Below are 16685 nucleotides of genomic sequence, written 5' to 3'. Positions count from 1 at the left end.
ATGAACGCCCGAGCCGAATTCCTCAACCCCGCGACGCGGGCACAGGCGCTCGCCGACAAGGCGCGCTGGGTGCGCGAGCAGACGCTGGCGATTCACCGCCGCGCGCCGGAAACGCGTGTTGCGTCTTCGCTGTCCGCCGTCGAGTTGCTCACCGTGCTGTACTACAGCGGCATCGCACGGATTACCCCCGAAGAGCCCCTGCACGCCGACCGCGACCGCATCATCATCAGCAAGGGCCACGGCTCGATCTGCATGTACCCGATCCTCGCCGATCGTGGCTACTTCCCGCTCGCGGCGCTGGAAACCGTTTGCAAACCTGGCAGCTTCCTCGGCGGCATTCCGGACCCGATCATCCCCGGCTACGAAACCATCAACGGCTCGTTGGGGCATGGTCTCGGCGTCGGCAGCGGCACCGCGCTGGCGCTTCGCACCAAGGGCAAAGCGCAGCGAACCTTTGTGCTGCTGGGTGATGGCGAACTCAACGAAGGCGCAGTGTGGGAAGCGGTGATGTTCGCCGCCCATCACCAGCTGAAGAACCTGATCGCGATGGTCGATTGCAACGGCCGCCAGATGCTCGGCTACACAGAGAACGTCGTGAACCTGAACCCGCTCGACGCCAAGTTCGCCGCCTTCGGCTGGCAGACGCACACCGTCGAGGATGGTCACGATGTGGCGCAACTGCTTGCCGGCTTCGATGCCTTGCTTAGCTCCGATTCGCCCAAACCGAAAGTGCTGATCGCCAACACGCTCAAGGGCAAGGGCGTCGCCTCGCTCGAAAGCTCACCGCTGGCGCATGTGATGGGCGTCGGCCGCGCGGAAATCGACGCCATCCTCGGTGACGGAGGTGCGCAATGAAGACCACGATGCGTGACACCTTCCTCGCGACGGTGCTCGAGGAAATGCGGGCCTCGCCCGATGTGGTTCTGCTGTCAGCCGACTTCGGCGCGCCAGCCATCGACGCTATCCGCGCCGAATTCCCGGATCGCTTCGTCAACGTCGGTATCGCCGAACAGAACCTGATCAACCTCGCCACTGGCTTCGCGCTCGAAGGCTTCCGCGTGATCGGCTACGCGATCGCACCCTTCATCACGATGCGCTGCTTCGAGCAGATCCGTGTGAGCCTCGCGATCCTCTCGCAACTGCGGCCGATGAACGTGACCCTGGTCGGCGTCGGCGCCGGCTTCAGCTACGACGTCTCCGGCCCCACGCACCACTGCATTGAAGACCTCGCGGTGATGTCGGCCCTGCCGAACCTGTCGGTCTATTCCCTCAGCGACCACACCCAGGCGCCGCTGTTTGCGAAGCACTGCCTCGCCACGCCCGGCATCAAGTACTTGCGCTTCGATGCCAAGCCGCACGAGCCGGTCTGCGACGCCGGCAACGATGGCCTGATCGAACGCGGATTCCGCGTGCTGAACGCCGGGCGCGATCTGGCCGTCGTCAGCACCGGCTACATGAGCCATGTGGCCTTTGGCCTGCTGCCCGAACTGCGCGCCGAGGGCATCGACCCGCTGCTGATCGACCTCGTCGCCTACAACTGCGTCGACACCGCAGCACTGGAAGCCGAGCTTGCGCACGTACCACGCACGCTGCTGCTTCAAGAGGCAGTACTCGATCGCAGCATCGAGAACACGCTGCGGCGCATGGCAGGCGGCAAGCTCGAAGCGATGGGCGTCGGTGATCGCTACATCTTCGAGATCGGCGCGCGCGACCAGATCCACGACGCAGCCGGCATCGGCCGCGCGCAGGTGCTCGATCGCATCCTGCAACATCACGCAGCGCTCGCCTGAGGGGACTGCCATGATCATCTGCCGTACCCCGCTCCGCATCTCCTTCTTCGGTGGCGGCACCGACTACCCGGCGTGGTACCGCGAGCACGGAGGCAAGGTGCTCAGCACCTCGATCAACAAGTACAGCTTTATCACGCTGCGCTACCTGCCGCCATTCTTCGATTACAAGTACCGCATCCGCTACTACAAGCGCGAAGAGGTGAATTGCCTCGACGACATCAAGCACCCGGCGATCCGCGAATGCCTGCGCTACATGGGCGTCGAACGCGGCATCGACATCGTGCACCACGGCGACCTGCCCGCGATGTCCGGGCTCGGATCGAGTTCCAGCTTCACCGTCGGCATGCTGCACAGCCTGCATGCGCTCACCCACAGCATGCCGACCAAGCGCGAACTCGCGGTCAAGGCGATCCACATAGAGCAGAACGTGCTGGGCGAACAGGTCGGCTCACAGGATCAGACGGCTGCCGCCTTCGGCGGGCTCAACCTGATCCACTTCGGTGGCCAGCAGGAAGTGATGGTCGAACCGGTGATCCTGTCGGCCTCCCGCCTCGCTGATCTGCAGAAGCACATGCTGCTGTTCTTCACCGGCTTGCAGCGTCAGGCGAGCGAGATCGCCGCCGAGCAGGTCAAGGCCACGCCGAAGAAGGCCAGCGAGTTGTCGCGGATGAGCGAAATCGTTGATGAATCGGTGCGGATTCTCGTCAACGTGGATCAGCCGATCACCGAGCTAGGCCGCCTGCTTGACGAACAGTGGCAGGTGAAGAAGCAGCTCTCGCACCTGATCAGCACCAACACGATCGACCAGATCTACGAGACGGGCATCAAGGCCGGCGCCGCTGGCGGCAAGCTGCTGGGCGCAGGTGGCGGCGGCTTCATGCTCTTCATTGCCGAACCGGAGCGGCACGCAGCGATCCGCGAGGCGCTCAAGCATCTGCTGTGCGTACCCTTCCGCTTTGACACGCAAGGCAGTCAAATCATTTACTACGCGCCCTTCGACGATGAACTCGCTTGATCTAGCCGAAATCGATGCGGTGGTGCTTGCCGGCGGTCTTGGCACGCGCCTGCGCAGCGTTGTTGCAGATCGCCAGAAGGCCTTTGCGAGCGTAGCGAACGAGCCCTTTGCAGCGAGAATCTTTCGTCAGCTCAGGCGGGCCGGCGTCCGGCGCATTGTTTTCGCGCTGGGCCATCTGGCCGATTCTGCGGCCCCGATCCTCGATCAGTGGCGCTGCGAGCGCGGCCCGGAAATCCTCACATCGATTGAACCCACGCCGCTCGGCACTGGCGGCGCCCTGCGCCACGCGCTGCCGCAACTTCACAGCAGCACGGTCCTGGTCTTAAACGGTGACTCCTACGTCGAAGCAGACCTGGCAGCCCTGCTCGCCACCCATCGTGCTGCGCGCGCAGCGATCACGCTCTGCGCAGTGCAGGTCACCGACGTGTCGCGCTACGGCGCGCTGGCGTTCGATCGCGACGGCCGCTACGTCAGCGCCTTTCGCGAAAAGCAGGCTTCCGGTGGCTGTGGCTGGATCAACGCCGGCATCTACCTGATCGAGCGCGAAGTCATCGCCGCGATTCCCGACGGTCGTGCGGTTTCGCTTGAGCGCGAGGTGTTTCCGGCCTACACCGACGGGCGGATCGCCGCACGCTGCGAGTCCCGCCATTTCATCGATATCGGCACGCCGGAAACCTATGCCGCAGGGGCCGACTTCTTCGCGCGCGTCGCATGAACCATTGCAGCGCCCTGTTCCTCGATCGCGATGGCGTGATCAACGAAGACCCCGGCTACGTGCATCGCGCCGAAGACGTCCGCTTCATCCCTGGCATCTTCGAGCTGGCACGCGCCGCGCACGCGAGGGCCTACCGTATCGTCGTCGTCACCAATCAAGCCGGCATCGGGCGCGGCTACTTCAGCGAAGCGCAGTTCGATGCACTGATGCAGTGGATGCGTGCGCGATTCGACGAAGCGGGCGCGCCCCTCTCGGCGGTGTATCACTGCCCCAGCCATCCGGACCACGGGATCGGCGAGTACCGCCGCGAATCCCCGGATCGCAAGCCTGCCCCCGGCATGCTGTTCCGCGCACGCGACGATCTCGGCATCACGCTTGATACGTCGATCCTGATCGGCGACAAACTGAGCGACACCGAGGCCGGTGCCAGGGCGGGTGTCGCTCACCGGCTGTTGTACGATCCGCTGCACAGCGCGCCGGATGATCCGCACGCCAGCGCACGGATAGCCCGACTCACCGACGCCATCGAATATCTCTTGCCCCCATGCATCCCGACACCAGCTTCAACCTGAGTGAGCGCGTAGCACTTGTAACCGGCGCCACCGGCGGCATCGGAGGCGCCATCGCGCGCAAGCTGATCGCACAGGGTGCGCGCGTCGCGCTGGCGTCCCGCAGCGCCGAGCGGCTCTCCGCCCAGGTAGAAGCTCTGCGGGCAGAGGGGCTCGCCCCGCTGACGACACTGGCCTACGACCTTGATGACCCCGACGCAATCGCCGCGGCCTTGAAGGGCTTTGCCAACACCTACAAGCGCCTGGACATCCTCGTCAACGCTGGCGGCATCATGCAGGACGCGCCGCTCGGCATGATCAGCGCCGAAGCGATCGACCGCACCCTGCAGGTCAATGTCGCTGCCACGATTCACCACATGCAGTACGCCGCGCGGCTGATGGCGCGGCATGGCAGCGGCAGCATCATCAACCTGACCAGCATCATCGGTGTGGTCGGCGGTGCGAATCAGACCCTGTATGCCGCCAGCAAGGCCGCCGTCATTGGCGCAACGAAGTCCGCTGCACGCGAGCTCGCACCGAAACACATCCGTGTGAACGCGATTGCGCCGGGCTTCATCGATACAGCGATGACCGCGCACTACAAGGATGTGGTTCGCACACGTGTCATCGCCGGTATCGGCATGGGTCGTCCCGGAACCCCGGACGAAGTTGCGAACGCCGCATTGTTCCTTGCGTCGGACCTTTCCGGCTACATCACAGGCCAGGTGCTGGGTGTGGACGGCGGCATGCAGGTATGAGTTTCTGCTTGCTCGCGGGCGACGCTGATGCGCCGGCATTGCTTGTCGGCAACCCGCTGCGGACGATTACCTACGGGGCACTGACCGCCGCCTGCGACGGATTCAACGCCATGCTGGGCAGGCGCGAGCACAAACGTCTTGGCTTCCTGCTCTGCCGTAACGATGTACCGAGCCTGACGGCCTATCTCGCAAGCCTGCGCGCGGGCGACTGCGTGGCGCTGCTGCCGGACACCCTCCCCGACGCGGAGCTTGATGCGCTGATCGCACGCTACCTGCCCGACTGGCTGCTCGGGCCCCGTGCCCGCATGCAAGACCGCGGTGGTCTCGACTGGCACGACAAGCGCCTGGCCCTGCTGCCGCGCGATGAACGCCCGATCCACCCGGATCTGGCGCTGCTGCTGTCCACCTCCGGCACCACCGGCAGCCCACGGATGGTGCGTCTGAGCTACGCCAACCTGGCTGCGAACGCGGCGTCGATCGCCGAGTATCTTGAACTGAACAGCAGCGAGCGGCCGATCACGACGCTGCCGATGCACTACTCCTACGGGCTATCGGTCATCAACAGCCATCTGCACGTGGGTGCGGCAGCGCTCCTGACCGACGACGCAGTCACCTCACGCCCGTTCTGGGATCTTTTCCGCGAAGGTGGTGCGACGTCGTTGGCGGGCGTGCCCTTCACATGGCAAATGCTGGCTCGCCTGCGCATCGAGCGCATGTCCCTGCCGTCGCTACGCACGCTGACACAGGCCGGGGGCCGCCTGTCACCGGAACTGACTGAACACTTCCGCCGGGTTTCCGAGGCCCAGGGCTGGCGCTTCTTCGTGATGTATGGGCAGACCGAGGCCACCGCACGGATTGCCTATCTGCCACCCGACCTGTTGGCCACCAAACTCGGCGCCATTGGCAAGGCGATTCCCGGCGGCGCCCTCTCACTGGGTGACGAGGGCGAACTTGTCTATCGCGGCCCCAATGTCATGCTCGGCTACGCCGAATCCCGCGACGAGCTTGCTTGGGGCGACACCTTGAACGGCGTGTTACACACCGGCGACCTCGCTCGCCAGGATGAAGACGGCATCTTCTGGCTCACCGGCCGCATCAAGCGGATCGCCAAGGTGTTCGGCAATCGTGTGAATCTCGATGAAGTCGAGACGCTACTCGGCGCTCGGCTCGGCAGTGCGGTCGCCGCACTCGATGAAGACGACGCACTACGCGTGGTGCTGACCGACTCGCGCCAAGAAGCGGCTGCACTTGAGGTGCTGCGCAGCACGCTGGGCGTACATCCGAGCGGCTTGCGCGTTTGCAGCGTCATCGAGTTCCCGCTCACAAGCTCCGGCAAACTGGATTACCCGGCGCTGCGCCTGCAACTGAAGGGCCAAACCGATGGCTGACACCTTACAAGCGGTCGGCCCATTCGCGATCCCGCAGGCCGACAAGCGCGCACGGCTGTTCGAGCGCCTTCACGCGCTCACCGCACAGCACTACGCCCACTGCGCCCCCTACGCGCGGATGCTCGATTCCCTGCATGCCGACTGGCGCGCCGCCGACTCGCTTGAAGCCCTGCCCTGGCTTCCCGTTGGCATCTTCAAGCACCTGCGGCTCGCCAGCATTCCAGACGAACAGATCGTTCGCGAGCTGCGTTCGTCTGGCACCAGCGGCAGCCTGCCTTCGCGCGTGCTGCTTGATCATGACACAGCGGCCAACCAGACGCGTGCGCTCGCGCGCATCGTCGGCGATGTGCTGGGTCGTGCCCGCCGGCCGATGCTGGTGGTCGACCGCAATGACTTGCTGCGCTCCGGCGAGGCGCTATCGGCGCGCGGCGCTGCGGTGCTCGGCTTCGGCAACTTCGGCCGCCAGCACAGCTACGCGCTGAAACCGGACCTGAGCCTGGATCTCGATGCGGTGCGCGACTTCGTCACCCGCTTCGCCGACGAAGCAGTGCTGGTGTTTGGCTTCACGTTTGTGGTGTGGCGCGATCTCGTGCAGACGCTTCGCTCGCGCGGCGAGCGCCTGGCGTTTCCGCCGGGGAGCATCATGTTGCACGGCGGCGGCTGGAAACGGCTGACCGACCAGCAGGTTGGCAATTCGCAGTTCAAACAAGCGGTGGCCGAAGTGCTCGGCATCGAACAGGTGCATAACTACTACGGCATGGCCGAACAGGTCGGCTCGATCTTCATGGAATGCGGCGCCGGGCGGCTGCACACACCAGACTATGCCGAGGCGATCGTGCGCGATCCGATCAGCCTCGCCCCGTTGCCACTAGGCAGCACCGGTGTGATTCAACTGCTCAGCGACCTGCCCGGCAGCTACCCCGGCCACAGCCTGCTGACCGAAGACATCGGCGCCATTCTCGGCGAGGACGATTGCCCCTGCGGGCGAATGGGGCGCGCGCTTCGGGTCGATGGCCGCCTGCCGCGCGCGGAGCTGCGCGGCTGCAGTGACACCCGCGCGGCATGAGGACGCCATGGATCTGATTCTCCCGCACCGTGCCGACGCCGACGCACGCGCCCAAATCGACGGCCTTGGCGAGCGCACCCTGCAGGCCTTTGACACCAGGACGCTCGCCTTCCTCACCGATTTCTCCACACGGCTGTTGCAAGACCATGCCTTGCGAAGCGCCCCGGAGCTGGTCGCGCTGGGCTACTGGTTCCGCCCTGCAGCGGTCGAGGTGCTGCGGCAAAGGCACGCAAGGCTGGCCGCCAGCGGCGTGCTACGACCGCGGGGCGTTGTGTTCCATGTCGCGCCGGCGAATGTGGACGCGGTCTTCGTGTACAGCTGGTTCCTCTCGCTGCTGTGTGGCAACCGGAACATCGTGCGGATCTCGCGCCGCGACAATGCGCATCGCGCGACCTTGCTGCAACTGCTTGCCGACACGCTCGCCGCGCATCCGCACATTGCCGCGTGCAATGCTGTCCTTGCCTACGAACGTGACGACGCAATCAGCGCCGAGCTATCGGCCCGCTGCGGCTTACGCGTCGTGTGGGGCGGAAACGAGACGGTGGCGCACTTTCGCCGCATCCCCCTACCGCCGCTCGCAACCGAACTCGTGTTCCCGGATCGCCAATCCTGGGCGCTGCTCGATGCCGCTTCGCTCATCAACGCGGACGACGACACCATCAGCCGCCTCGCAAGTGCCTTCCACAACGATGCATTCTGGTTTTCGCAGCAGGCCTGCTCGTCGCCACGCGCCGTGGTGTGGATTGGCGCCACGACCCAGGTTGCCCAGGCAAAGAACCGATTCTGGCAAGCTGTGCGCGAGGAACTCGCCCGCCGCGGCGAAACGCCGGATGCCAGCGAACTGGCGAACCGGCTCGTCGCGGCCCACCGTGCCGCCGCAGCGGGGGACGTCAAACCGCACGGCAGCCTCAGCGATTGGCCACTGCGGCTCGATGCCGACACGTTTACCCCCGAGCTGCGCGGCGGGCACTGCGGTTACGGCCTGTTCTACGAGATCACGCGCGCACATCTCGGCGACACGCGCGACCTGTTCGTCGCAGCCGATCAGACGGTCGCCTACTTCGGTTTTGAGCGCGCGGCACTCACCGACTGGGTGCAAACCCTGCCCGACCGCGCCGTGGACCGGGTGGTGCCCATCGGCGATGCGCTGCGCTTTGGCGATTGTTGGGACGGGCACGACCTGCTGATGGCCTTCTCGCGTCATGTGGTGATCGCATGAACGCGCCGCAGAACACCATCTTGCGCAAGGCGGTCGATGCAGATGCCGCCACCATCTTGCGCTGGCGCAACCACCCAGAGGTGCGCCGCGTGATGTTCACCGAGCATGAGATCAGCGCCGCCGAACATGCGCGCTGGTGGGCCAGCCTCAAAACCCGCGATGACTACCAGCTGCTGGTGATCGAACACCAGGCTACGCCCTGCGGCGTGGTGACCTTCTCGCGCTGCGCCGACGACGACTGCGCCTGGCTATGGGGCTTCTACCTCGATCCAGACGGCTTCGCCGACGGGCTCGAGCGGCTGCGGGCCTGGAATGGCATGGAAGTCGCGTCGCTCGCCTGGGCGCAAGCACAACTTGGCGCAAACGAAGTGCGTTGTGAGGTGTTCGCGTTCAACACCGCCGTGCTGCAAATGCATTTGCGCCATCGCTTTCGCGAGACCGGGCGCTACCAGCGCCGCCGCGGCGAAGCGGTGTTCGACGTGGTTCAGCTCGCGCGCAAGCCGTAGAGCCGTTCCGCAACCCGCGCGGCGCCCAGGCCATCGCAACGGCGCGAGAGCGCCTCACTCATCTTCTGCAGCGAATCTGCATCGGCAAGCATGGCTTCGACCGCCGCGGGCAATCGCGCAAGCGCGTCCGGCGACAAGCTGCCGAGATCGATCCCCTCGCCGGCTGCAGCCAGCCGGCGGCTCAGCGCCAACTGGTTATCCGCAATCGCGATCGTGATGCCGGGTAGCCCAAGACAAGCGCGCTCCCACGTCATCGTGCCGCCCGCGCCGATGAACAGATCCGCGGCGGCCATGCGGTGCGCAACATCACCCGCGCCGATCGTAAGGCTCGCGCCAGGCAGACTGCGGCAAAGATCGCGCAGTGCGTGCTGGTGCGGGTTCCCTGCGCCAACCACAACGTCCAGCTCAAAGCGCGGCGCAAGCGGCGCCAAGGCCTGCAGCACTTGCCCGGTCGCGTTCGGTGCATCGCCACCACCGAAACACACGAGCACCCGATGCGGCTGATCGCGCCTTGCCGGGCGAGTTGCGCGGGCGGCTGCAAACTCCGATCTAAGGAGCGCCCATGCCGGGCCAAACAGGGTGTCACAGCCCGGAGGCAGCAGGCCTGCGTAGCGCGCGGCCGGATCGTCGTGCCAGTTCTGATCGAGCAGCAAGCGGCAAGCGTGCGGCCGATCGGCCAGATCGTCGATGGCCATCACCGCCCCCACCTGGGCCGACAAGGCCGATTCCCATGCTGCGTCAAGCTGGTAGTGATCAACGACGAGCCAATCCGTGACCGAATCGCCCGCCAGCGCCGCCGATGTCGCGGCCGCGTCGGCATGCAGCTCACCATCACTGGCGACGATCACGCGCAGGGCGAACCCTGCCGCGCTCACCGCCGCAGCAGCCGCGTCGCCCCCTCGCCGGCACACGAAGATGCACTGCGCGCCGTGAACGCGCAGCGCGTCGGCAAGTGCAAGGCAGCGCATGACATGGCCGTGGCCGATAGCCGGGGACGCATCAGCACGAAAGACGACCTTCATTCGCCGACTTCGCGCATCGCGCGGAACAGCCACTCGGCCCTGCGCCAGTCCTCTTCGGTATCGATGTCCTGCACCCGATGGCGGGGCAGCAGGAACATCTGCGCACGCGGCCCGAACATCGGTACGTTGTCGCGCCAGTGCTGCGCGTCGCCGATGTAGAACTGGCCGGCGTCGTGAAAGGCTTCAGGAAGATCCTGCGAACGCTTGCCGATGTACTCGGGAAACATCGGCCCGAGCTGGCCCTGCGCATCCAGCGTGATTGCACGCAGGATCGGAAAGTCGAAGGTCGTCGCGGTGAACACGAAACAGGCGCCGCTTTCCTGAAGCACCGCGTTGGCTGCGATCAGATCCTGCGCCCTGACGAATGGCGCGGTTGCATAGAGGCAACACACCGTTGTCGGCGTTTCGCCTGCCGCCGCATGCCAATCGATCGCATGCACCACCACCGGCGCGGTGCCAACATGGTCGTCCGACAACGCTGGCGGGCGGGTGAACGGCACTTGCGCGCCCCACTCCTGCGCCACCGCGGCAATGCCGGCATCGTCGGTCGACACCACAACACGGTCGAAAAGCCTGCTTTCCAGCGCCGCGGTAATCGACCACGCGATCATCGGCCGGGCGGCAAACGAGCGGATATTCTTGCGCGGAATGCGCTTGCTGCCGCCCCGGGCGGGAATCACGCACAGTTTCATTTGAGCGCCTCTCTCATCGCCGCGATCACACAGTCCTGCGCGGCCTCGGTGAGGTCTGCGTAGAGCGGCAGCGAGAGCGTTCGCTCGGCATACCATTCGGCCACCGGAAACTGCCCCGGCGCAAAGCCCAGCGCTCGGTAGTAAGGCTGCAGATGAACCGGGAGGTAATGCACCTGCACGCCGATGCCGGCTTCACGAAGGCGCTCATACACCTGCCGGCGCTGATCGGCATCGCGCAGCACGATTGGGTAAAGATGGTAGGCCGACAGCGCGCCCGGCCGTTGCCACGGCCTTTGAAGCGGCAGGTCAGCCAGCGCCTCATCGTAGCGCTGTGCCAGCGCTCGGCGACGCTCAAGGAAGGCATCGATCCGCGCGATCTGGCTGGCGCCGAGCGCAGCTTGCAGATCAGTGATGCGGTAGTTCCAGCCGAGTTCTTGTTGTTCGTAGTACCACCCGCCCTGATCTGGCTGGGTCAGGCGCGCCGGATCCCGCTCGATACCATGGCTGCGAAGCCTGCGCGCCGCAGCGGCGAGGTCCGCATCGGCCGTAAGCAGCATGCCCCCTTCCGCCGAGGTCACGATCTTCACCGGATGGAAACTGAATACCGTGATGTCGGCGACAGGCAAAGCACCGATCCGCGCCCCGGCCAGCGTGGCACCGATCGCGTGCGAGGCATCTTCGATCAGGCGGAAGCCGTATTCGCGCTTGAGATCGGCGATCGCCGCATAGTCGCAGGGCTGCCCTGCGAAATCGACGCTCACCAGCACATCCGGCAGCGCATCCACAGCGCGTGCGGCCTGCAAGCGACGCGCGAGATCCGCGACATCGATACAGTAGCTGCGGGCGTCGATGTCGACGAAACCCACTTCGGCGCCGCAATACCGCGCACAGTTGGCCGAAGCGACAAAGGTGTTCGGCACCGTCCAGACTCGAGAACCGGGCCCCACGCCGAGCGCCGCGCAGGCAATGTGAAGCGCAGACGTAGCACTGTTAACCGCCACCGCGTGGCGTGCGCCGACGTAATCGGCCACGGCCGCCTCAAAGCGCGACACGGCAGGCCCCTGTGTCAGCCAGTCGGAGCGCAGGACGGCTTCGACAGCGGCGAGGTCTTCATGCGAAATGCTCTGGCGGCCGTACGGAATCATGTTGCACGAACGAGCAGGCTGCGAATTTCGTCAACGGTCAGGAACACCGGGTTGGTGCCCGAACTGTATTCAAAACTGTCTTCCACCGGCACACCGCAATCGCCGGTTGCATCAGTCTCGTATTCGGGTTCGGTAACGAACTGGATGCTCGGCTTTATGACGTAGTGGTTGGGAAACTCCAGCGTGTGGAAGGCATCGTCGACCGGCACCATCACCTCATGGAGTTTCTCGCCCGGCCGGATGCCGATGATCTTGCGGGCAAGCCCGGGCGCGATCGCCTCGGCCAGATCACCGATCCGTGCGGACGGAATCTTCGGCACGAACACCTCGCCACCGTGCATGCGGGCGAAGCTTTCGAGAACGAGATCGACGCCCTCCTGCAAGGTGATCCAGAACCGGGTCATGCGAAGATCCGTGATCGGCAACTCGGCGACGCCGTCGTCCACAAGTCTCTTGAATAGCGGGACGACCGACCCGCGCGAACCAACCACGTTGCCGTAGCGCACCACCGAGAAGCGCGTCCGTTGCCGCCCGGCAAGGTTGTTGCCGGCGACGAACAGCTTGTCGGAGGCGAGCTTCGTGGCGCCATACAGGTTGATCGGGTTGGCCGCCTTGTCGGTCGACAATGCGATGACCTTCTCCACTTCATTGGCAAGCGCCGCCTCGATCACGTTCTGCGCGCCGTGGATGTTGGTCTTGATGCACTCCATCGGGTTGTACTCCGCAGCTGGCACCTGCTTGAGCGCTGCGGCGTGCACCACATAGTCAACGTCGCGCATGGCCTGGATCAGGCGCTGGCCGTCTCGCACATCGCCAAGAAAGTAGCGCATGCACGGGTCGGTGAAGTGCTGCGCCATTTCGTACTGCTTGAGTTCGTCGCGTGAAAACACGATCAGGCGCCGCGGCTTGTAGCGCTCCAGCACGGTGGCGATGAAGCGCCGCCCGAAAGAACCTGTGCCTCCGGTTACCAGGATGCTCTTGTCGTTGAACATCGATCACTCCTCCCTTTTTTCCGGCAGTGTCCCCGTACTTGCAAGGGTATGCAATGCAAGGATGTTCTCGCGCCCTGCCCGCAGGAACTCGAGCAGGAGATCAAACACCTCGGCACCGTAGCTCAGCGCGTCGGCCTCATCCTTCATCAGCGCAAAACAGTCGTTGGCAAAGCGCCCCATGTGCTGCATGGACCCGCGGACCAGAGGGAACACCTGGCTATCCTGATGCTCGGCCTTGAAGAAGTACGCATGCATATCGGCCAGGCGCACGAAGAGGTCCGCCTTGCGTTGAAGCGGCCGGGCGAAGAGTTCGGTGAGGTCTGCGATCACGGCGTCAAGTTGCGCAAGCAGATTGGCGATGTTTCCCGGCATGTCATCCAGAACGCCGCGCATGAACGCGCTTGAGACGGCCGTGATCGCAGCCTGTCGCGAGGCCGGCGAGGCATCGATACGGATTTCTTCAGGCCGGATCCGTTCTGTCCAGGCAATGCGGGCGCCGTCGTTGGGGTTGTACACCACCGCGTCCGGGTGGGCGGCAATCGATACCTGCAACACATCGCGCGAGTAGGTCAGTTGCTCGGTCGACAAGACGGTCTCGCAAAAATTGCCGGGTACCGGGTTGCCACTGCGGTGCAGCCAGTTTGTGCCGGCAACGACACCCGTGAGGTAGTCACCCTTGGCCTCGCCGTTGTAGTAGATCGAGTTGCGGGAATGGTGTGCACCATCCGGGTGGAAGCCAAGGTCGACGCCAAAGAGGAAGACCTTGCGGAACCCCATCTTCAAGGCCAGATCGAGCCCACCATTCGTGCAGGTGGGGTTGGTGCGAACCCGTGGCAAGCGGCGGTCGAAATCAAGCATGTTCGAACCGAAATCGATGTCCTTGAGGAACATGGCCGGATTCGGCGAGAGGTCGAAGACGCCGGGATACATGATTGCCGAGGTGAGCAGCGGCGTGCGCGCCAGGACGGCCCGTGTCCGCGGTGTATCGAGAATCCGGTAGGTCGCCGCGGTGCGCTCGATCTCGATATGAAAGTCCGGATCAACCCCGGCATTGGCAAGCGCCGAGATTGCCGTGCCACAGGAAAACACAACCACCTGATCACGGTGAGCCCGCAACACCGGCAACAACGTGTCTAGCGAAGGCCCTGCGCCAACCACCACCGCCACGGCATCGGTCGGCACTACCCCGCCGCCGACAAAGACCGGTCGCCGCGCCATCGCGTTTTCAACGGCATGGCGAAGGCCAAGAACCTCATCATCGAAGAAGCCCCAACCGCGAAACAACTTCGTCATGTCGGCGCCGATACGCTTCCAGAGGTCATGAACGCGTTCGGAATCGTAATCGTGGAAAAACAGCGCCGCGCCCTGAACCATGTATGGCGCAGCATGCTTCTGGATCGTCGCCAGTACGCTGGCGGCGAGCAACTCGTTGTCATCGTGCAAGGCTATCGAGAAGGTGCGCCCGTTGCGCTCGAAGCGTTGATGCAAAGCGATGTAGTCGACGAAATAGAGCGACATGTTCAAGCGCTCGACATCGGTATCGACAATGAACAAATGGAAGATTTCGTACTCATCGACCAGGCGTTCAAGGTGCCAGCCAAAGCCGCTACCAAACACAATCACGACAGGCAGCACATGATCACCGAATACAGGCCGCCGATGGCGCTGTTCGGGCCGCGGGCAGCGCTCATGAAAACGGCGAACAATCTCGGCGCGGAAGCGGTGCTCGACGGGCCGGAAGAAGTCGGGATTCCCCGCGTAGTCGGTAATCTCTGCTGGATTCTCAAGGTAGCCCGCTTCAACCCAGATCCTTGTACCGTCGGTTGAAAGCTCAAACTCGTTGAGCAGCACACGGCCCAGATCGGTGAAGTCGCGAACGCCGCCGGCATGCTTGCCGCTGAAGATCGTCATGCGTGCCTGCGCATCCACTTCAAATGGCGCAGGCAGCTTCGACGCCATCAAGGTGTCAAAGACTGCAGGAAAGTGCGCTCGCAAGAAGTAGAGATTCGCCTGGTAAGTCGCATACAGCTTCTGGATATAGGCCTCCTGCAGAGGCGTCCATTCCGCCGGCGCAGCGCTTTCTGATTCATTCATGTTGTTCGCATCACTCAGGGTTGGCCCCGCGAAAAGCAGGCAAATAGACCACGGCAGGTGCCGATTGTGAGCCAGAAAGCCCTGCGAGTGGGATCGGAAGAACACTGGAAAGGCCCTGCTTTCCTGAGGATTCGATCGAACGCGCACCCTCAGATCTGTCTGCCCCTAAATCTTGCTGCGCTGACGCCGTAATAACACTTAATGCGGCGCACAAAGCTTGCTAAGCCAAAGAAAATCCTAAAGTTTTCCAGGCAAACGTCGCTAACAAAATCAAGCGCAACGACGCTTGAATCAACCGGCAAAGTCGGTTGCTAAATACATACGGAAACGGAACGACAAGGAGTTTCATCATGGCACTGACGATCAACACCAACGTTTATTCGTTGAACGCGCAACGCAACCTCAATACCACCCAGACCAATCTGGCCAACCCGCTGCAGCGCCTGTCATCAGGTCTGCGGATCAACAGTTCGGCAGACGATGCGGCAGGCCTGGCGATCTCTGAACGTATCGGCTCCACCATCCGCGGCCAGAACGTCGCAATGCGTAACGCCAACGATGCGATTTCGATGGTGCAGGTTGCCGACGGTACTGCATCCAAGATCAGCGATAACCTCCAGCGCATGCGCGAACTGGCGGTGCAGGCGGCCAACGGCACCTACACCTCAAGCGACCGCGCCAACATCTCGGTGGAATTTGTCGCGCTGCAAAAGGAAATCACCCGGATTGCACAGAACACCAAGTTCAACAACCTTGCCCTGACGAACTCTTCTGCGCAGAGCTTCAGCTTCCAGGTCGGCGCCCAGACCAGTTCGGACAACCAGATCTCGGTAACGACCAAGAACCTTCAGGCCAGCAGTGGTTTGTCGGTTGGCTCGAGCAACATCAACGTCGGCGGTGCAGTCAAGGCCTCGGCTGGTGCCGCTCAAGCGCTCGCCGCGATCGCTGCGATCGACAAAGCGATCAACACGGTCACGACGAACCGTGCTGACTTCGGTGCCGCGATCAACCGCACCCAGGCTGTGATCAGCAACCTGTCAATCGCTGTCGAAAACCAATCGGCCGCACGTGGCCGGATCGTGGATGCCGACTTCGCCGCAGAAACCGCAAACCTGACCCGTCTGCAGATCCTGCAGCAGGCCGGTACTGCGATCCTCGCGCAAGCGAACGCGATCCCGCAGCAGGCGCTGAGCCTGCTCCGCTAACCCTGAAACTTGAACTAGCTCGCCCGCCGTGCCGGATTGGGCCGCGCGGGTGAGTCAGGGTAGGAGAAGGCAACATGACGACAATTCCATCCATTGGGTCTTCGCCTCCAGGGGCGCTCCCGCCGTCGTCGGGTTCGCCGTCAAAAGGCAAGTTCGAAGCAAGGCCCACCGCCCAGGCAGCCCCTGCAGGCGGTGTTGCGCCATCCGAGCCCCGCAAAGACCCCGAGGCCGACGCGCTTGCCCTGACAAATGCAACCGCCGCCTCTAGCAAGAAAGAACCCGATCGCGAAGCGGTTGAACGTGCCTTGCAGGAAGTGAAGAAGGCGGTAGATCCAATGGCACGCAACTTGCAATTCTCGATCGATGAAGACACCGGTCGCACGGTCGTGCGGGTGGTGGACACCTCAACGAAAGAAGTGATCAGACAGATTCCGAGCGAGGAAGTACTCGCCATCGCAAAAGCCCTCAACAAGGGTGATGGCGAATCAACGATCGGAGTATTTTTGAAGCAGAAGGCTTGAGTCTGAATG

Annotated in this window: 17 protein-coding genes; 12 read left to right on the top strand and 5 right to left on the bottom strand. The window is 63.8% G+C overall.

Features of this window, described 5'->3' with window-relative positions; genetic code table 11:
* Genes OPU71_RS08520 through OPU71_RS08475 form a run of 10 tightly spaced genes read left to right on the top strand, consistent with a single transcriptional unit; the run spans position 1 to position 9005 of the window.
* Positions 1-855 carry a transketolase gene (locus OPU71_RS08520; protein ID WP_267727320.1) on the top strand — a complete coding sequence of 285 codons (855 nt, stop codon included), beginning with the start codon at positions 1-3 and terminating at the stop codon, positions 853-855.
* Complete coding sequence (locus OPU71_RS08515) at positions 852-1790, top strand: transketolase family protein (RefSeq protein WP_267727317.1); 939 nt, start codon at positions 852-854, stop codon at positions 1788-1790. The genes OPU71_RS08520 and OPU71_RS08515 overlap by 4 nt, the downstream gene beginning before the upstream one ends.
* Positions 1791-1800: 10 nt before the next feature.
* The gene (locus OPU71_RS08510; RefSeq protein ID WP_267727315.1) at positions 1801-2805 is read left to right on the top strand and encodes a kinase; all 1005 of its coding nucleotides are present in this window, start codon (positions 1801-1803) and stop codon (positions 2803-2805) included.
* Positions 2792-3520: a nucleotidyltransferase family protein gene (locus tag OPU71_RS08505; RefSeq protein ID WP_267727313.1), complete on the top strand. Its 729-nt coding sequence runs from the start codon at positions 2792-2794 to the stop codon at positions 3518-3520. Before OPU71_RS08510 ends, OPU71_RS08505 begins: the two co-directional genes overlap by 14 nt.
* Positions 3517-4092 carry a D-glycero-alpha-D-manno-heptose-1,7-bisphosphate 7-phosphatase gene (locus OPU71_RS08500; protein ID WP_267727312.1) on the top strand — a complete coding sequence of 192 codons (576 nt, stop codon included), beginning with the start codon at positions 3517-3519 and terminating at the stop codon, positions 4090-4092. Before OPU71_RS08505 ends, OPU71_RS08500 begins: the two co-directional genes overlap by 4 nt.
* Positions 4065-4826, top strand: coding sequence for an SDR family NAD(P)-dependent oxidoreductase (locus OPU71_RS08495; protein WP_267727310.1), 762 nt, complete (start codon positions 4065-4067; stop codon positions 4824-4826). The genes OPU71_RS08500 and OPU71_RS08495 overlap by 28 nt, the downstream gene beginning before the upstream one ends.
* Positions 4823-6214 (top strand): AMP-binding protein, encoded by a 1392-nt coding sequence (locus tag OPU71_RS08490; RefSeq protein ID WP_267727308.1) that lies wholly within the window; start codon positions 4823-4825, stop codon positions 6212-6214. The genes OPU71_RS08495 and OPU71_RS08490 overlap by 4 nt, the downstream gene beginning before the upstream one ends.
* Positions 6207-7280, top strand: coding sequence for an acyl-protein synthetase (locus OPU71_RS08485; RefSeq protein WP_267727306.1), 1074 nt, complete (start codon positions 6207-6209; stop codon positions 7278-7280). The genes OPU71_RS08490 and OPU71_RS08485 overlap by 8 nt, the downstream gene beginning before the upstream one ends.
* Positions 7281-7287: 7 nt before the next feature.
* Positions 7288-8499, top strand: a complete 1212-nt coding sequence (locus OPU71_RS08480; RefSeq protein ID WP_267727304.1) for an acyl-CoA reductase — start codon at positions 7288-7290, stop codon at positions 8497-8499.
* Complete coding sequence (locus tag OPU71_RS08475) at positions 8496-9005, top strand: GNAT family N-acetyltransferase (protein ID WP_267727302.1); 510 nt, start codon at positions 8496-8498, stop codon at positions 9003-9005. Before OPU71_RS08480 ends, OPU71_RS08475 begins: the two co-directional genes overlap by 4 nt.
* Here the strand turns inward: OPU71_RS08475 and pseG are convergent.
* From pseG to OPU71_RS08450, 5 genes are read right to left on the bottom strand one after another with little or no spacing between them, the layout of a single operon-like run.
* A complete protein-coding gene (gene pseG / locus OPU71_RS08470) occupies positions 8984-10027 on the bottom strand; it encodes a UDP-2,4-diacetamido-2,4,6-trideoxy-beta-L-altropyranose hydrolase (RefSeq protein WP_267727300.1) in 1044 nt (347 codons plus the stop codon). The two genes, OPU71_RS08475 and pseG, sit on opposite strands and share 22 nt — an antisense overlap.
* Positions 10024-10719, bottom strand: a complete 696-nt coding sequence (gene pseF, locus OPU71_RS08465) for a pseudaminic acid cytidylyltransferase (RefSeq protein ID WP_267727299.1) — start codon at positions 10717-10719, stop codon at positions 10024-10026. Before pseF ends, pseG begins: the two co-directional genes overlap by 4 nt.
* The gene (pseC, locus tag OPU71_RS08460) at positions 10716-11864 is read right to left on the bottom strand and encodes a UDP-4-amino-4,6-dideoxy-N-acetyl-beta-L-altrosamine transaminase (RefSeq protein WP_267727298.1); all 1149 of its coding nucleotides are present in this window, start codon (positions 11862-11864) and stop codon (positions 10716-10718) included. Before pseC ends, pseF begins: the two co-directional genes overlap by 4 nt.
* Positions 11861-12856 (bottom strand): UDP-N-acetylglucosamine 4,6-dehydratase (inverting), encoded by a 996-nt coding sequence (gene pseB / locus OPU71_RS08455; protein ID WP_267727296.1) that lies wholly within the window; start codon positions 12854-12856, stop codon positions 11861-11863. Before pseB ends, pseC begins: the two co-directional genes overlap by 4 nt.
* 3 nt (positions 12857-12859) lie before the next feature.
* Positions 12860-14950 (bottom strand): motility associated factor glycosyltransferase family protein, encoded by a 2091-nt coding sequence (locus OPU71_RS08450; RefSeq protein ID WP_267727294.1) that lies wholly within the window; start codon positions 14948-14950, stop codon positions 12860-12862.
* A 350-nt stretch (positions 14951-15300) separates the two neighbouring features.
* On the opposite strand from OPU71_RS08450, the gene OPU71_RS08445 reads away from it, so the two are divergent.
* On the top strand, positions 15301-16155 hold the full coding sequence (locus OPU71_RS08445) for a flagellin (protein WP_267727293.1): 855 nt from the start codon (positions 15301-15303) through the stop codon (positions 16153-16155).
* A 74-nt stretch (positions 16156-16229) separates the two neighbouring features.
* Positions 16230-16676: a flagellar protein FlaG gene (locus OPU71_RS08440; protein WP_267727291.1), complete on the top strand. Its 447-nt coding sequence runs from the start codon at positions 16230-16232 to the stop codon at positions 16674-16676.
* Positions 16677-16685: the final 9 nt, after the last annotated feature.

Origin of the sequence: Niveibacterium sp. 24ML (assembly GCF_026586805.1) — a bacterium.
In the GTDB taxonomy this organism is placed as follows: Bacteria; Pseudomonadota; Gammaproteobacteria; order Burkholderiales; family Rhodocyclaceae; genus Niveibacterium.
Note: the sequence above shows the minus strand (reverse complement) of the source record. Positions and strands in the feature narration are given on the sequence as shown.

Excerpts from the sequence above, each read along its gene's own strand:
- pseG (WP_267727300.1), bottom strand. The coding sequence starts at position 10,027 with ATGAAGGTCGTCTTTCGTGCTGATGCGTCCCCGGCTATCGGCCACGGC.
- OPU71_RS08445 (WP_267727293.1), top strand. The coding sequence starts at position 15,301 with ATGGCACTGACGATCAACACCAACGTTTATTCGTTGAACGCGCAACGC.
- pseF (WP_267727299.1), bottom strand. The coding sequence starts at position 10,719 with ATGAAACTGTGCGTGATTCCCGCCCGGGGCGGCAGCAAGCGCATTCCG.
- OPU71_RS08520 (WP_267727320.1), top strand. The coding sequence starts at position 1 with ATGAACGCCCGAGCCGAATTCCTCAACCCCGCGACGCGGGCACAGGCG.
- OPU71_RS08505 (WP_267727313.1), top strand. The coding sequence starts at position 2,792 with ATGAACTCGCTTGATCTAGCCGAAATCGATGCGGTGGTGCTTGCCGGC.
- pseB (WP_267727296.1), bottom strand. The coding sequence starts at position 12,856 with ATGTTCAACGACAAGAGCATCCTGGTAACCGGAGGCACAGGTTCTTTC.
- OPU71_RS08450 (WP_267727294.1), bottom strand. The coding sequence starts at position 14,950 with ATGAATGAATCAGAAAGCGCTGCGCCGGCGGAATGGACGCCTCTGCAG.
- pseC (WP_267727298.1), bottom strand. The coding sequence starts at position 11,864 with ATGATTCCGTACGGCCGCCAGAGCATTTCGCATGAAGACCTCGCCGCT.
- OPU71_RS08475 (WP_267727302.1), top strand. The coding sequence starts at position 8,496 with ATGAACGCGCCGCAGAACACCATCTTGCGCAAGGCGGTCGATGCAGAT.
- OPU71_RS08495 (WP_267727310.1), top strand. The coding sequence starts at position 4,065 with ATGCATCCCGACACCAGCTTCAACCTGAGTGAGCGCGTAGCACTTGTA.
- OPU71_RS08490 (WP_267727308.1), top strand. The coding sequence starts at position 4,823 with ATGAGTTTCTGCTTGCTCGCGGGCGACGCTGATGCGCCGGCATTGCTT.
- OPU71_RS08480 (WP_267727304.1), top strand. The coding sequence starts at position 7,288 with ATGGATCTGATTCTCCCGCACCGTGCCGACGCCGACGCACGCGCCCAA.
- OPU71_RS08440 (WP_267727291.1), top strand. The coding sequence starts at position 16,230 with ATGACGACAATTCCATCCATTGGGTCTTCGCCTCCAGGGGCGCTCCCG.
- OPU71_RS08500 (WP_267727312.1), top strand. The coding sequence starts at position 3,517 with ATGAACCATTGCAGCGCCCTGTTCCTCGATCGCGATGGCGTGATCAAC.
- OPU71_RS08515 (WP_267727317.1), top strand. The coding sequence starts at position 852 with ATGAAGACCACGATGCGTGACACCTTCCTCGCGACGGTGCTCGAGGAA.
- OPU71_RS08485 (WP_267727306.1), top strand. The coding sequence starts at position 6,207 with ATGGCTGACACCTTACAAGCGGTCGGCCCATTCGCGATCCCGCAGGCC.
- OPU71_RS08510 (WP_267727315.1), top strand. The coding sequence starts at position 1,801 with ATGATCATCTGCCGTACCCCGCTCCGCATCTCCTTCTTCGGTGGCGGC.